12 protein-coding genes and 2 pseudogenes are annotated in these 14236 nt (G+C 70.3%); 6 read left to right on the top strand and 8 right to left on the bottom strand.

The genetic code is table 11. The features are described 5' to 3' along the window. Window positions 1-1102: hypothetical protein (locus AC2W7C_RS05285; protein ID WP_486000500.1), on the top strand; the 1102-nt coding region annotated here is incomplete at its 5' end. A 192-nt stretch (window positions 1103-1294) separates the two neighbouring features. Here the strand turns inward: AC2W7C_RS05285 and AC2W7C_RS05280 are convergent. The 5 genes and pseudogenes from AC2W7C_RS05280 to AC2W7C_RS05260 form a co-directional block, all read right to left on the bottom strand. Then, on the bottom strand, window positions 1295-1720 hold the full coding sequence (locus AC2W7C_RS05280) for a CC0125/CC1285 family lipoprotein (RefSeq protein ID WP_486000499.1): 426 nt from the start codon (window positions 1718-1720) through the stop codon (window positions 1295-1297). 134 nt (window positions 1721-1854) lie between these two features. Further along, a pseudogene (locus AC2W7C_RS05275) lies at window positions 1855-2588 on the bottom strand (RluA family pseudouridine synthase). 40 nt (window positions 2589-2628) lie between these two features. Then, window positions 2629-3060 carry a hypothetical protein gene (locus AC2W7C_RS05270; RefSeq protein WP_486000498.1) on the bottom strand — a complete coding sequence of 144 codons (432 nt, stop codon included), beginning with the start codon at window positions 3058-3060 and terminating at the stop codon, window positions 2629-2631. 85 nt (window positions 3061-3145) lie between these two features. Further along, entirely contained in the window at window positions 3146-3508 is a 363-nt protein-coding gene (locus tag AC2W7C_RS05265) for a hypothetical protein (RefSeq protein ID WP_486000497.1), read from the bottom strand. Window positions 3509-3738: 230 nt separating this feature from the next. Next, a pseudogene (locus tag AC2W7C_RS05260) lies at window positions 3739-5047 on the bottom strand (replication-associated recombination protein A). Between the two features lie 72 nt (window positions 5048-5119). On the opposite strand from AC2W7C_RS05260, the gene AC2W7C_RS05255 reads away from it, so the two are divergent. Together AC2W7C_RS05255 and AC2W7C_RS05250 are read left to right on the top strand one after the other, a co-directional pair. Beyond that, the gene (locus AC2W7C_RS05255) at window positions 5120-5539 is read left to right on the top strand and encodes a VOC family protein (RefSeq protein WP_486000496.1); all 420 of its coding nucleotides are present in this window, start codon (window positions 5120-5122) and stop codon (window positions 5537-5539) included. A 1-nt stretch (window position 5540) separates the two neighbouring features. Beyond that, a complete protein-coding gene (locus tag AC2W7C_RS05250; protein ID WP_486000495.1) occupies window positions 5541-5960 on the top strand; it encodes a VOC family protein in 420 nt (139 codons plus the stop codon). Here AC2W7C_RS05250 and AC2W7C_RS05245 read toward each other — a convergent pair. From AC2W7C_RS05245 to AC2W7C_RS05235, 3 genes are all read right to left on the bottom strand, one after another. Next, window positions 5957-8641, bottom strand: coding sequence for an alkaline phosphatase family protein (locus tag AC2W7C_RS05245; RefSeq protein WP_486000494.1), 2685 nt, complete (start codon window positions 8639-8641; stop codon window positions 5957-5959). The genes AC2W7C_RS05250 and AC2W7C_RS05245 overlap by 4 nt on opposite strands. A 60-nt stretch (window positions 8642-8701) precedes the next feature. Next, complete coding sequence (locus tag AC2W7C_RS05240) at window positions 8702-9952, bottom strand: TCR/Tet family MFS transporter (RefSeq protein WP_486000493.1); 1251 nt, start codon at window positions 9950-9952, stop codon at window positions 8702-8704. A gap of 97 nt (window positions 9953-10049) precedes the next feature. Continuing rightward, window positions 10050-10616, bottom strand: a complete 567-nt coding sequence (locus AC2W7C_RS05235; protein ID WP_486000492.1) for a helix-turn-helix domain-containing protein — start codon at window positions 10614-10616, stop codon at window positions 10050-10052. A gap of 344 nt (window positions 10617-10960) precedes the next feature. On the opposite strand from AC2W7C_RS05235, the gene AC2W7C_RS05230 reads away from it, so the two are divergent. The 3 genes from AC2W7C_RS05230 to AC2W7C_RS05220 all read left to right on the top strand — a co-directional run bounded on the left by AC2W7C_RS05230 (window position 10961) and on the right by AC2W7C_RS05220 (window position 14198). Beyond that, window positions 10961-12238 carry a serine hydrolase domain-containing protein gene (locus tag AC2W7C_RS05230; RefSeq protein WP_486000491.1) on the top strand — a complete coding sequence of 426 codons (1278 nt, stop codon included), beginning with the start codon at window positions 10961-10963 and terminating at the stop codon, window positions 12236-12238. A gap of 186 nt (window positions 12239-12424) precedes the next feature. Then, the gene (locus AC2W7C_RS05225) at window positions 12425-13336 is read left to right on the top strand and encodes an ABC transporter ATP-binding protein (protein ID WP_486000490.1); all 912 of its coding nucleotides are present in this window, start codon (window positions 12425-12427) and stop codon (window positions 13334-13336) included. Further along, window positions 13326-14198: a hypothetical protein gene (locus AC2W7C_RS05220; RefSeq protein WP_486000489.1), complete on the top strand. Its 873-nt coding sequence runs from the start codon at window positions 13326-13328 to the stop codon at window positions 14196-14198. The genes AC2W7C_RS05225 and AC2W7C_RS05220 overlap by 11 nt, the downstream gene beginning before the upstream one ends. The last annotated feature ends 38 nt before the right edge of the window (window positions 14199-14236 follow it).

Genomic DNA, 14236 nt, shown 5'->3' with positions numbered 1-14236 from the left:
GCCCAACCCTCCGCCGCCCGGCGCACAGGACTCGCCCGACCGCGCCGCGCCCGAGCGGACGCCCAGCGGCGTGCGCTCGAACCGCTCGGCGGACGGCATCCTGAGACCCATCCAGGACAGCGCCTACTTCTCGCAGGATCCGGCCGAGATCGAGGCGGTGTCGTCGCACATCGACGAATATTTCAACCAACCGCTGGACCTGTTCCCCTTCTGGGAGACGGGCCGCAAGCCGGACCGGTTCCACGTGTTGTTCGCCCGCCAGATCGAGGAGCGCTTCCCCGTCGATCTAGATCTGCGCAGCCATATCCACGACTACGGCCGCGGCGTGTTCCGCGCCCTGATGGTGCACATCGGCACCAAGCGGCTGAACCAGATCCTGGCCCTGGTCGCCTTCACCGTCCTGGCCACGCTGGGGCCGACGTGGTTCACCGGCTGGACCGCGTCGCAGCCGATGGGCGCGGGTCTGGCCGCCGGCGCCATGCTGGCCGTGTTCGGCCTGTGGTGGGGCGTGCAGGCGATCCTGTTCGTTCAGTACCGCTTCCGGCTGGAGAACGATTCCTACGAGATGTCGCGCGAGATCGTGCAGCGGACGCGCGAGCTGCAGAACCTGTTCACATCCGCCCGCGCCATGGCCGACCAGGCCGAGACCCAGTACCAGATGGACGGCAAGGGCTGGGGCCAGCGCGCCCTCTATCTGACCCGCCTGACGATGTGGCTGGGCGCGCGCATGGAGTACCTGGAGAAGTACGTCCAGATGGAGCTGTGGCGCATCCGGCGCGAGCGCTACTGGACCCGCTGGCTGCAGCGCATCCTGACGCCGCTGATCCTGATCGTCTGGCTGGCCCTGTTCGCGCTGGAGCCGGCGCCCGCCAACGCCGTGACCTTCCACGCGCTGCAGGGCCTGGCCGTGCTGCTGAGCGTGCTGGTCAGCTGGGTGTCCTATGTGCGCTGGCGCACCCCGACCGAGGCGATCCAGGACAAGCTGGGGGTCGAGGGCTGGGTCCGCTACGCCTCGCTGGACGTCGACAACGCCGTCGCAGACCAGGTCCGGCGCGACAAGGAGCGGCTGGTGGAATACCGGGCGCTGACGCGGGGGCGGTGACGCGGCTGCGCCGCGAGTGGCTAGTGGCTAGTGGCTAGTGGCTAGTGATTGGTGACGGCTGGATCGCAGACTGTGAATCCGGGCTGCAGGCCGTTCCGCGCTAGCCACTAGCCACTCCTCAGCGGCGCAGGTTGTCCTGCACCGCCCGCGCATCGTAGGCGTCCGGACGGTCCGGACGGCGACCATCGCCCATCACCACCTCCAGCGTGGTCGAGGTCGCGGACGGCCGCTGAAGTTCAGGCCCAGGCCGACGCCGACGCCCGAGGTCGAATAGCTGCCGTAGCGGCCGGAGTAGCGGCCCGAGCCGTAGCCGACGTCCACGCTGGGCCGGACGCCGCCGGCGCTGTGCGGGCCGGCCGTCGATCCAGCGCTGGTGACCTCGAACCAGTCGTACCCTTGGGCCGTGGTCAGTTCCGCGGCGCGCAGCAGGGCGTAGTCGGCCACCGGCCCCGGCGCGCCGACGCCGTTGTAGGTGACGCGGAAGCGGTTGGATTCGATCCTCTGCTCGGCGTAGCCCTGCCCGCCCGGCGAGGTTTGCGCGCCATAGGGCGCCAGGCTGGCGCAGGCCGACAGGGCCAGGCCGGCGGCGGCGATCAGGGGCAGGGTCAGGCGGTTCATGGCGGGCTCCGGAATGTCCTTGCTGAAGCGTCTCACAAACCGCGTTCGTTCCCAAAATCGCCCTTGTTTCAGACGCCCCTCCACCCTCCTTCGCCTACGGCTTCGGAGGGTCCCCCTCCCCTGAAGGGGAGGAACTAGAGCCCCGCCGCCGCCTTCAGCGCCTCGAAATCCGCGGGGAGCGGGGCTTCGACCGTGCGGTAGCCGCCTTCGGGATGAGGGAAGACCAGCTTGGAGGCGTGCAGCATCAGGCGCGGGGCGGCTCGGCCGGCGAAGGTCAGGGCGCCGCCGTAGCGGGCGTCGCCGGCCAGGGGGGGCGGCCGATCGGAGGCCATGTGGGACGCGCAGCTGGTGCATGCGGCCAGTGGCGGGTTCGAGCTCGACCAGGGCCCCCCCTCCTCCGAGGCCGACAAGGTGCGGTAGCGGCTGAGCGCGGCCTGGGGCGCCGGGGCGCGTCGGGCGCGACGGCGCGCATGTAGCTTTCCCGGCCGATCTCCTGGCGCGCCAGGGGGGTGTCGATGGTTCCGGCTCGCGGCTCCGGGGCGGCCCCCACCAGGGCCAGATAGGTCTTCCTGAACCGGCGCGCCTGCAGGGCCTTGCCCAGGAAGCCGGCGGCGGGCTTGGTCCTGGCCGCCAGGATGACGCCCGAGGTGTCGCGGTCCAGCCGGTGCACCAGATCCGGCCGCTTCCCGTTCGAGCGCATGAAGGCCCAGAGCAGGTCGTCCAGGGTATGCGCCTGGATGCGGCCGCCCTGGCTGGACAGGCCCGCGGGCTTGTTCAGGACCAGCACGTGCGGATCCTCGTGGATCACCCACGAGCGCACGGCGGCGATCTCATCTTCGGACAGGGAGACGGGAGAGCGGGCGGTCACGGCGCGTGCTTACGCCAAAGACCGCCCGCCCGTCAGCCCTTCAGCGCAGGACGCCCGTCTTGCCCAGCATCCAGGCGTACCAGACGAAGAAGACGCAGGCGGCGCCGATGACGATCTGCATCGGCCACATGGGTCCCATGGCTTCCATCCCGTTCGACAGGGCGAAGGCGTAGACCGCGCCGGCCAGCCAGCCCAGGAACGAGAGGACGAAGGCGTGCAGGGCCCATTTGCGGCGCACCAGCAGCAACAGGCCGCCGATCAGCCCGCCCCAGACGCCGATCGCCCAGGCCCCATGGGTCCAGGCCGGCATGGCGTTGAAATAGGCCAGCTGCGTCTCGGTCATGCCCATCTGGGCGAACCACTGGTCGCGGTTGGTCTGGGTCATCACATAGTCGAAGCAGCCGAAGCCGTTCCACAGAACGGCGACGACGCCGACCACCCACAGATGCCAAGGGGTGCGGGGCGCGGTCAACGGAGCACCCCGGACTTGCGCTGGCTCCAGGCGTACCAGGCCAGGAAGGCCGCGATCACGACGATGACGTAGGGCATGTAGGTCATCATCGCCATTTCCGGCGGCGGCGCGGCGCCTTGTCGATGACCTGGCCGTAGATCAGGCTGACGGCCGCGCCCAGCAGCGACAGGGCGAAGGCGTGCACGGCGAAGCGGCTGCGCATCAGCAGCAGGATCGAGCCCGCCACCGCGCCCCAGACGCCCAGCACCCAGGGCACGTACATCCAGGCGGGCATGGCGTTGTAATAGGCGATCATGGCGTCGGTCATGCCGGACGCGCGCCAATAGGCCTCGCCCTGGGTCACACTCATCACGAAGTCATAGCCGCCGAAGGCGTTCCACAGCAGGCTCACCACGCCCACCACCCACAGGTGCCAGGGCGTTCTCACAGTCATCGCGGTATCGGTCATGGTCCCCTCCCAAGGTCATGCTGACGATGGACGGAGCATGCTCCGGAACCGGCGTTACGGCAACGGTTCGGGCTCTTCCTTCGTCATCCCGGCGAAGGCCGGGATCCAGCGGCGGGCAAGAGCGCGACCCTGTGACGTCCGGAAGTCGCCGAAGCATCGCCTCCGCTTCGCTGCGGCGCCGCTGGGTCCCGGGGTCGCTTCGCGCCCCGGGATGACGAAAGAAGAAAAGGCTACTCTTCCACCTGCCGCTTCGCCCGCAACTCGGCCCAGCGCTCCAGGCGCTCCTTCACCTTCGCCTCATGCCCCTCGCCCTTGGGCGTATAGAAAACGCGGCGCTCCATCCCGTCAGGGAAGAAGTTCGCGCCTGAGAAGCCCTCGGGCGTCGAGGGGTCGTACTGATAGCCCTCGCCGTAGCCGAGCTGTTTCATCAGCCGGGTCGGGGCGTTGCGGATGTGCGCAGGCGGCATCAGGGAGCCGGTCTCGTGCGCCGCGCGCTTAGCCGCCTTGAAGGCCTCGTAGACGCCGACCGACTTGGGCGCGGTCGCCAAATGGACCACCGCCTGAGCCAGGGCCAGTTCGCCCTCGGGGCTGCCCAGGAAGTCGTACGTGTCCTTCGCCGCATTGGCGACCAGGAGGGACAGGGGATCGGCTTCGCCGATGTCCTCGACCGCCATGCGGACGATGCGGCGGGCCAGATAGAGCGGATCCTCGCCGCCGTTCAGCATCCGCGCCAGCCAGTAGAGGGCCGCATCCGGGTCCGAGCCTCGAACCGATTTATGCAGCGCGGATATGAGGTTGTAGTGTTCTTCTCGACTCTTGTCGTAGGCGGGCGCGCGCTTCTGCAGGATGCCGGCCAGGGCCTGGACGTCCAGGGGCGTCTTCGGCCGGCAGGCCGAACAGGACCTCGGACATGGTCAGCAGGTAGCGGCCGTCGCCGTCGGCCAGAGCCAGCAGGGCCTGGCGGGCCTCGGGGGTCAGGGGGAGCGCCCTGCCCTCCTGGGCCTCGGCTCGGATCAACAGTTGATCGAGCGCAGCGTCGTCCAGGCGTTTCAAGACATAGACCTGGCTGCGGGACAGCAGCGCGCCATTCAACTCGAACGACGGGTTCTCGGTGGTGGCCCCGACCAGGGTGACGATCCCCTCCTCGACGAAGGGCAGGAAGCCGTCCTGCTGGGCGCGGTTGAAGCGGTGGATCTCGTCGACGAACAACAGGGTCGACTGGCCCGCGGCGCGGCGCAGGCGGGCGGCCTCGAACGCCTTCTTCAGGTCGGCGACGCCGGAGAAGATGGCCGAGATCTGCTGGAACTGATAGCCCGCCGCCTGGGCCAGCAGGCGGGCGATGGTGGTCTTGCCGGTGCCCGGCGGCCCCCACAGGATCATCGAGCCCAGGCGACCGGCCTCGACCATGCGGCGGATCGGCCCGCCCTCGCCCAGCAGATGATCCTGTCCCACCACCTCGTCCAGCGTGCGGGGGCGCAGGCGGTCGGCCAGGGGGGCGTCGGGGGGATGGATGCCGGAGGCTTCGAACAGGTCGGACATGGAGGGTCAGAGATAGGCGTTCCGGGCGCGCTTTTCACGCGTTACTGTGGGTCGAACGCAGGAGACCGCGCCATGGCCGCAGACGCCCCCCAGGCCCCGATGACCGGCGTATCGCCCCACCTGACCATCCCCTCCAAGGGCGGGATGGCCGCGATCGAGTTCTATCAGCGCGCCTTCGGGGCCGAGGAAGTCCGCCGCATGCCGGCCCAGGACGGCGAGCGGCTGATGCACGCCATGCTGATCATCAACGGCTGCAGCGTCCTGCTGGCCGACGAGTTTCCCGAGTACAACGGCGAACAGGACATCACCCCCAAGGGCGTGACCCTGCATTTGCAGGTCGATGACGCCGACGAATGGTGGAACCGCGCCATCCTGGCCGGCGGCGTGCCCGTGTTCCCGCTGGAGGACCAGTTCTGGGGCGACCGGTACGGCCAGCTGAAGGATCCGTTCGGCCACACCTGGTCGATCGGAGCTCCGATCAAGGGCCGGTGAGATGGCCTATGTCCCGCCCGATCCGCCGATCGTTCCCTACCTGATGGTGCGCGCCGGCCACGAGGCGTTGGACTGGTACGTCCGGGCCTTCGGCGGACGCGAGACGGCCCGCTACGACATGGAGGACGGCCGGCTGGGCCACGCCATGGTGGAACTGGGCAACGGCGGCGCGATCTACCTGGCCGACGAGTTTCCCGATCCGGACGGGGCCATCGGCACGCGGTCGCCGGACCAGCTGGGCGGGACCACCGTGTCGCTGTCGCTGGCGGTGGACGACGTGGACGCCTGGCTCGCCCGGGCCGAGCGCGTGGGCGCGACGGTGATCCGCCGGCCCGTCGACGAGTTCTACGGCCGCCTGGGCAAGCTGCGCGACCCGTACGGCCACGTCTGGGCGATCCTGGGGCCGAAGGCGGAAGCCTAGCGAATGACGCCGGTCATGGTGCGGCCCCGGCGGCTGATCGTCATCTCGGACCCCCGCGCGACGCCGGCCAGTTGGCCCACCGAACTCACGGGCCGTCCATTCAGCGCCACGATCACATCCCCGCCCTGCACGCCGACGCGATTGGCGTAGCTGCCGCGCTGAACTCCGCTGACGATGACGCCGGTGGAGAAGGGGTCGCCGCCCAGGCTGTCGGCGAGCGCCGGATTCAGGGACAGCACCTGGGCTCCCGACAAGGCGCCGGACTGGATTACCGTCGCGCGGTCTAGATCGGTGTCGCCGGGCAGCGGCTGGATTCGCGCCTCCACGGTCTGACGGCGTCCGTCGCGCAGCAGATTCACCTGAACGGTCTCGTTCGGATCGTGCAGACCGACGCGGAAGTTCAGGCCGCCCTGGTCATTGACCTCGGCGCCGTCCACCATGGTGATGATGTCGCCTTCCTGAAGGCCGGCGCGGGCGCCCGGACCGTTGGGCCAGACGGACATGATCACCAGCCCCTGCGGCCGCTCCAGGCCCAGGCTGCGGGCGATGTCAGCGGTGACCGGCTCGCCCTTCACCCCCAGCCAGGGCCGGACCACTGCCGTGGCGCCGCCCACCGCGTTGTCGACAACCCGCTTCACCATGGAGGCTGGGATGGCGAAGCCGACCCCCGACGAGGTGCCGGAGCGCGAGAAGATGGCCGAGTTGATGCCGATCAGGTCGCCATCCATATCGACCAGCGCACCACCCGAATTGCCCGGGTTGATGGCGGCGTCGGTCTGGATGAAGGAGCCGGAGTCCGAGATGTTGGTCTCGGTCCGGTTCAGGGCCGATATGATGCCGTTGGTGACCGTCTGGCCGACGCCGAACGGGTTGCCGATGGCCAGGACCAGGTCGCCGACCTGCTGCTCTTCCCGGTCGTCGATGTTCAGGACCGGCAGGCGCTCGTTGACACCCTCGAGCTGGAGCACGGCCAGGTCGGAGCGCTCGTCGCCCAGCACGACCCGGGCGCTGAACTCGCGGCGGTCCTGAAGCGTCACCTTGATCTGCTGCATGCCCTGGATGACGTGGTAGTTGGTCACGACCACACCGTTGGGGCGCACGATGACGCCCGAACCGACCGAGCCGGTCTGGCGCTGCCCGGGCAGGCCGAAGAAGGGATCGCGGACCTGCTGGACCCCGATGGCGGCGATGTTGACCACCGCCGGGGCCGTTTCGCGCACCACCGGGGCGAAGCTGGCCTTCATGGCGTTGGCGTCGCCGGGCACGACCCGGTTGTCGGCGAAGACGCCGTCCTGGGCTTTCGAACTGTTCGGTTGTCCGCAGGCGGCGAGCGTGAGAGCGAGGCGATCGCGAGGGAGCGGGTCTTCATCGTCATCCGTAATGCAGGCAGCGAGAGGCCGTGCATTCCGCCTCCGATTTCGGGCCGGATCAAGGCGTTTGGATTTCAGTGCGGACGCACGGCCGCGGGGCGGGGCGGCCATGGCCGGCAGGGTGTCCTCGGGCCGTCCGTCGCCGGCGGGCGCCGAAATGCGCAGCAGTCGCGCCAGGAAGGGCTGAACGTCGACGCTGTCCAGGTCGCTCAGCCGCACGCCGGACGCGACGCCGGGGCCCCGGGCGATGAAGATCGCCGCCATCTCGGGGGCGGCGTTGTCGTAGCCGTGGGCCCCGCCCACCTTCGTCACGGGCCGGGACATCAGCAGCCAGCCGGTCTCGGCCATGCAGACCCAGGCCGTCACCCGAGGGTGGGAGCCCAGGACCAGGCGGGCCGGAATGTCGGTCTTGCGCCAGCACTGCAGATGCGGGCGGGGAACCGACAGGGCGGCCTCGACCTCGGCCTCGCGGCCCGGGACGGGATTGATGAAGTTCGCCGGCCCGCCGTAGACCACCTGGACCGCCGCGGGATCGACCACGTCGCCCAGAGCGATCACCCGGTCCGGCGAGGTCTGGGCCATGCCATGGTCGGACACGATGACCAGGACCGTGCGGTCGTAGAGCTCCCTCGCCTTCAAGCCATCGACCAGGCGGCCAATCTGGCTGTCGATCACGCGCAGCGCGTCGTTCGTCTCGGGCGCGTCGGGCCCGAACTCGTGCCCGGTCGTGTCGATGATGTCGAAATACAGGGTCGCGAAGTCCGGACGGTCGCCCGGGGGCTGGTCCAGCCAGTTCAGCACCTCGTCGACGCGCGCCTCGCCCGACATCGTCTTGTCGAAGCGGGCCCACCAGCGGGGACGGACCCCGCGGATGTCCGCCTCGGAGCCGGGCCAGAACATCGTCCCGGCGACCAGGCCTGCGTTCTGCGCCGTGACCCAGATGGGCTCGCCGCCGTCCCACCAGCGCCGGTCGGTCACCGCCGCGACGTTGCGCTGGGTGAAGGACCCCAGTTCGGCGTCGATCATGTTGTTGCCGACGATCCCGTGGTGGTCGGGATGCAGCCCTGTGACCAGGGTGTAGTGGTTGGGGAAGGTGACGCTGGGAAACGACGGCCGCATCGGCCCGGACGCGCCCTCCGAGGCCAGCCGCGACAGCACCGGCGTGACGCCCCGGTCCAGATAGTCGGCGCGGAAGCCGTCGATCGACACCAGGATGACGATCGGCCGCTCGCCGGCGGCCTGGGCGAACGCGGGCGCGGCCCCGAGACCGAGGATCAGGGCGAGGACGGGGACGAGCAGGCGAAGCGGCATCGGAGGTCTCCGGACGGATTCGGAGGTCTAACCCGGGTTCACGACAGACTGATCAAGGCCTCAGGCCCCGGCCTCGGCGGCGTCGGCCTTCTTGGCCTGGCGGCCCACCCACCAGCCGATCAGCGCCGCCAGGCCCAGGACGGCGGCGGCGAGGAAGAAGGCGAGACCCGGATGGGGCACGCGCGCGCCCTCCCCCGCCGAGATCGAATAGATCCAGCCGAAGAACAGCGGCGAGGCCACGCCCGCGATGGAGGCCACGCTCATGTTGGCGCCCTGCAGCTGCCCCTGCTCGTCCTCGCCGACGCGGCGGGTCATCAGCGACTGCAGCGTCGGCATGGCCAGGCCCCACAGGGCGTTGGGCAACATGGCCAGGACGAACATCAGCCCGGTGGGCGCCCAGCCCATCAGGGCGATGCCGACCGTGCCGCCGGCCAGGCCCAGGACCATGGTTCCCCGGTCGCCGATCCGCTTGACGATCGGGCCGACCAGAACGCCCTGGACGATCATGTCCAGGACCCCGACCAGCGCCAGCAGCAGGCCCACCTCCAACGGCCCCCAGCCATAGCGGAGCGCGGCGTAGAGCACGAAGACGGCCGAAAAGACGTGGTGGGCGAAGTAGAGCAGGAAGTTGACGACCGCCAGGCCGGCGAGCTCGGTGTGCCGCTTGAGCAGCACCAGGGCCCCGACCGGATTGGCCCGGGCCCAACTGAACTTCATCCGCTTCTCGGGGGGCAGGCTCTCGGGCAGGACCAGCCAGCCGTAGAGGAAGGCCAGGCCCGACATGCCGGCGGCCACCCAGAACGGCAGGCGCGGGTCGAAGTCGCCCAGGACGCCGCCCAGGACCGGGCCCAGCACGAAGCCGCCCGAGAAGGCGGCGCCGATCAGGCCGTAGGCCCGGGCCCGCTTCTCGGGCGCGGTGATGTCGGCCATGTAGGCGTAGACGGTCGTGAAGCTGGACGAGGTCAGGCCGCCCAGGATCCGGCCGACGGCCAGCCACCACAGGTTCGGCGCCAAAGCCATCAGCATCCAGTCCAGCGCCAGGCCGGCGCAGGAGATCAGAATCACCGGCCGGCGTCCGTACTGGTCCGACAGCGAACCGATGACGGGCGAGGCGAAGAACTGCATCCCGGCCCACAGGGCCACGAACACGCCGTTCCAGACCCCCGCGGCGGCGTTGGAGCCGGCGAACTCCTCGATCAGCTGAGGCAGCACGGGGATGACGATGCCCATGGACAGGATGTCCAGCACCGCCGTCACGAAAATGAAGGCCAGGGCGGCGCGGCGGGTGCGGAGGCGGTTCAGGATGGACATGACGGGCTCTTGGAAGGACGCGCCTTCTAGCGGATGCGGCGGGCCGGGTCAGCCCTGGTCGGCGTTGCGTCGTCCCGCTGCCGCCAAATCCCGGCGTTCAGATCAGGGTGTGCAGCAGGCGATCGCCGCTGGCGAGCTTGGCCGCGCGATAGGCCGAGGGCGTCAGGCCGGTCAGGTCGGCGAAGTCCCGGGCCAGATGGGAATCGTCGGCGTACTCCAGGCGGGCGTCCTCGTGGTCCGAGCCCCCGAGCCAAGGCGAGGGGTGCAGGGTGCGCAATAGTCGCTGCAGCCGGGCGAGACGGAGCAGACGCTTCGGGGGCAGTCCGACCAGCCGATGGCATCGCTTGTGCAGACCCCGCTCCGAGACGCCGCAACGGCGCGCGATGTCGGCGACCGACCCCCGAATGCGATGCCCCAGGACGGCGTCGATGGCGTCCAGAGCCGGATCGGCGGAACTCGCGCCACCCGCCACCAGGCTGCGCAGCCAGGTCTCGGCCAGGGCGACCCGGTGATCGAAGTCGGGCTGTTCCAGGATCCGGGCCAGGGGTAGGCGATGCGGCGCCGGCAGGACGTCGTCGAGCGGCAGGCGCCGGTCGGCCAGCCCGCCTTCGACAGCGGCCCCCGCCAGCGCCGCGCCGCGCAGGGTCAGGACCGCGACGAACACATGCAGCGGGCCCTCCGCGCAGGAATGCGGCGCGGTCGAACTCGGCCCCCACAAGCCGCGCGCGGAGCGGGATCCGTCTCGCCCGCCCGGATGAAGCGGAAGTCGCCCCCAGCATCACCTGGATCAGCGGCGCGGGCGTCGGCAGTTCGCGCATCCCGGTCAGCGCGACGACGTCCCGACGCTCGACGAAGGCCGTGACGAAAGGCTTCAGGTCCGGCGAGACCGGTCGCGTCTCGAGAGACGTCAGAGGAGTCATGAGGGGCGTCATGGGGCGGGCGCGGTTCCGATTTGTACAGGAGTTGGCCCGGGCGACCCGCTAACGTCAATCGATCCCGGAGCGCCGCATGTCCCTTCGCCGCCGTCTTCCATTCCCCGCCGCCGTGGCCGGGGCGAGTCTGATCCTGGCCGGTCCGGCGACGGCCGATCCGCTGTCCGCCCTGAGGGAGGGGCTTCAGCCGGGATGCGCGATCCTGGTGCTGGAGCCGTCGGGCCCGCGGTTCGACGCCGCCGGCTACGCCGACCTGGAGGCGCGCACGCCGATCACGCCGCGCACCCGTTTCCTGATCGCCTCGGCGTCCAAACAATTCACCGCCCTGGCGGTCCTGACCTTGGTCGACCAGGGCCGGATCGGCCTGGACGACCCCGCCGAACGCCACCTGCCCGAGTTCGCCGGCGCGCTGGGGGGAGCGACCGTACGCCAGCTGCTGAACCAGACCGCGGGCGTCCGCGACCACACCACCCTGGCGGCCCTGGCCGGGATCGAGCGCCTGGGCGAGATCGATCCCGCCGCGACACTGGCGATGATGCGGGGCCTGACCAGCGGAAACTTCGTCCCGGGAAGTCGGGCCCAGTACTCCAACGGGAACTATCTGATGCTGGCCCGCATGGTCGAGCAGGTCTCTGGCGAGGCGTTCGCGGACTACGCCGACCGGGCGATCTTCGCGCCGCTGGGCATGGCCGACACCCGGTTCCGCGCCGACGCCCCGATGGCGCACGGCTATCGCCGCCTCCGGGACGGCTCCTACCGCGTCGCGGACGACCAGCCCGCCTTGCCCGGCTCGGGCGGCCTGGCGACGACGGTCCAGGATCTGGCGCGATTCGACGCCGCCTTCCGCGCCGGCGAGGGGCCCTGGACGCCGTCGGTCAAGGCGATGGTCCTGGAGCCGGGCCGCCTGACGGGCGGGACGATCGCCGTCCTGCCGGAGTTCGGGACGCCCTACGGCGCCGGCGTCGCCTTGAGGACCGGGACGGCGCGCTGTGGCTCAGCCACGACGGCGGATCCGAGGGATCGCGCGGAATATGTGCGCCAGGCCGCCGAGCCGCGAGGCGCGGCGGTGCTGTGCAATCGAAGCGACATCGACCTGCGGAGATCGCGCGCGACCTTCTTGACCCACCGCCCGTCCGGACCGAGGCCGCAGCCGATGGACCGTCGGCCGCGGCGCCCTCGCGGCGGCCCACGCGCCCGCCCGCCTCCGAGGCGGAACTGCAGGCGCTGGTCGGGCGGTGGCGCTCGGACGAGACCAGGATCGAGTACGACATCGGTCTGGCCGAAGACGGGCTGCGGACCACGATCCGCTCACCCCTTTCGCCCGAACCGGTCGTCGAGGAGTGGGGCGGACTGAGGACGGGCGAGGATGGCGAGATCACGTCGGGGCCGCTGCGGTTGAAGCTCCAGGGCGACATCCTGATGGTCGGCTTCGGCCGGCGGGTCGAGAACCTGGCTTTCCGGCGCGCGTCGCCCTGACGTTGCAAAAGCTTAATGGCGAAGCTGCTTGCGCGAACTCGCGGGGCGCCCTCAACCTGAGGCCATGACAGCGGTTATCGAAACCCGGGGCCTGACCAAGACCTACGGAAGCGTGCGCGCCCTGGACGGGCTGGACCTGTCGATTCCGCGAGGCGGGGTCTATGGCGTGCTGGGACCCAACGGCGCGGGCAAGTCGACCCTGTTCCGCATCCTGCTGGGCCTGATCCGGGCGACGGACGGGACCGCCAGCGTGATGGGCGGGCCGGTCAGCGAGGTGTCCCACCTGCGCCGAATGGGCTCGATGATCGAGACGCCGCGCTTCCCGCCCTTCATGACCGCGCGCCAGGTCCTGCGCTGGTTGGCGCTGGAGCACGGCGTGGGCCCCCAGACCGATATCCCGCACTGGCTGGAGCGGGTCGGGCTGACCCAGGCGGCGGACCGCAAGGTGCGCGGCTTCTCGGTCGGGATGATGCAGCGGCTGGGCGTGGCCGCCGCCCTGATGAGCCGGCCGGAGCTGGTGATCCTGGACGAGCCGACCAGCGGCATGGACCCGCCCGGCATCCAGGAGATGCGCGCCCTGATCCGATCCCTGGCGACCGAGGACGGGGTCACCGTGGTCCTGGCCAGCCACCAGTTGCTGGAAGTCCAGCGCGTCTGCGACCGGGTGGCCATCCTGAACAAGGGCAAGCTGGTGCGCGAAGGCGCGGTCAGCGAGCTGACGGCGATCGGGGAGCGTTTGCGGCTGTCGGTGTCGGGGGCCGACAAGGCCCTGGCGGTGCTGGGCGCCAAGGGCGCGCGCGAGGGCGACGCCGTGCTGGCCGCCGTCACCCGCGCCGAGGGGCCGGCCCTGATCCGCGCCCTGGTCGAGCAGGGCGTCGACATCGTCGAGGCGCGCTGGGTCGGGACCGACCTGGAGAGCATCTTCTTCACCGAGACGGGCGCGGTCCAGGCGCCGGAGGCCGACCATGCTGGCTGACGCCATCCGCGCCGAAAGCTTCCGGCTGTTCAAGAACCGCACGACGCTGCTGTGGAGCACCGTGTTCGTCCCGGTGATGGGCGTGATCTTCGGCGCCATCGGCGTGTTCGTCATGAAGGCCGGCGAGGCCAAGCTGACGACGGACGCCAAGATGCCGCCGGAGGTGTTGGAGATGATGACCTCCAACCCCCTGAATCTGGCCCAGGCGCTGGTCGAAAGCGCCGGCAAGCTGGACAATCCCGCGCTGCTGCTCTTCGTCCTGATCGGCGCGGCGACGCTGTACGCCGGCGACTACCGCTGGGAGACCTGGCGGCTGATCAGCGCGCGCAACACCCGCGCCAACCTTCTGATCGGCAAGCTGGCCGTGACCGCCCTGCTCGCCCTGATCGCCATGGGGCTGCTGCTGGTCGGGGGCGTGATCGAGACCCTGGTCCGCGCCGCCGTGTTCGAGCGTCCCCTGACCTTCGAAATGACCGGCCAGATGGTCGGCCAGTTCTTCGCCCTGACCGGCCTGTCCTGGCTGCGGGTGATCCAGTTCACGATGATGGGCATGCTGGCCGCCGTCCTGACGCGGTCGCTGCTGGCGGGTCTGTTCGTGCCGCTGGCCCTGGGCGTGGCGCAGTTCTTCACGACTCCGCTGATGCCGCAGTGGGGCCTGACGCCTGACGCCTGGCTGTCGGTGCTGGTCAATCCCGGCCTGGCGGCGGACGCGCTCAAGTCCGCCGTCACAGCGACGCCGGGCGCCCCGCCCCTGCCCGACGGCCTGGTGCTGAAGGCCGTGGTCAGCCTGGCGCTGTGGACCGCGCTTCCGCTGGCCGGGGCGCTGGCCTGGTTCCCGCGGCAGGACCTGTCCAAGGAATAGGCCCTCCTCCGCAGCTCAGGGCGCCGCGGCCGGCTCGG

This window comes from Brevundimonas sp. CURTG3B2_SDJG (genome assembly GCF_057364705.1).
Note: the sequence above shows the minus strand (reverse complement) of the source record. Positions and strands in the feature narration are given on the sequence as shown.

Bases quoted from the DNA above. Each gene is read 5' to 3' on its own strand.
- AC2W7C_RS05280 (WP_486000499.1), bottom strand. From the start codon at position 1,720: ATGAACCGCCTGACCCTGCCCCTGATCGCCGCCGCCGGCCTGGCCCTG.
- AC2W7C_RS05265 (WP_486000497.1), bottom strand. From the start codon at position 3,508: ATGACCGATACCGCGATGACTGTGAGAACGCCCTGGCACCTGTGGGTG.
- AC2W7C_RS05255 (WP_486000496.1), top strand. From the start codon at position 5,120: ATGGCCGCAGACGCCCCCCAGGCCCCGATGACCGGCGTATCGCCCCAC.
- AC2W7C_RS05250 (WP_486000495.1), top strand. From the start codon at position 5,541: ATGGCCTATGTCCCGCCCGATCCGCCGATCGTTCCCTACCTGATGGTG.
- AC2W7C_RS05245 (WP_486000494.1), bottom strand. From the start codon at position 8,641: ATGCCGCTTCGCCTGCTCGTCCCCGTCCTCGCCCTGATCCTCGGTCTC.
- AC2W7C_RS05240 (WP_486000493.1), bottom strand. From the start codon at position 9,952: ATGTCCATCCTGAACCGCCTCCGCACCCGCCGCGCCGCCCTGGCCTTC.
- AC2W7C_RS05230 (WP_486000491.1), top strand. From the start codon at position 10,961: ATGTCCCTTCGCCGCCGTCTTCCATTCCCCGCCGCCGTGGCCGGGGCG.
- AC2W7C_RS05225 (WP_486000490.1), top strand. From the start codon at position 12,425: ATGACAGCGGTTATCGAAACCCGGGGCCTGACCAAGACCTACGGAAGC.
- AC2W7C_RS05220 (WP_486000489.1), top strand. From the start codon at position 13,326: ATGCTGGCTGACGCCATCCGCGCCGAAAGCTTCCGGCTGTTCAAGAAC.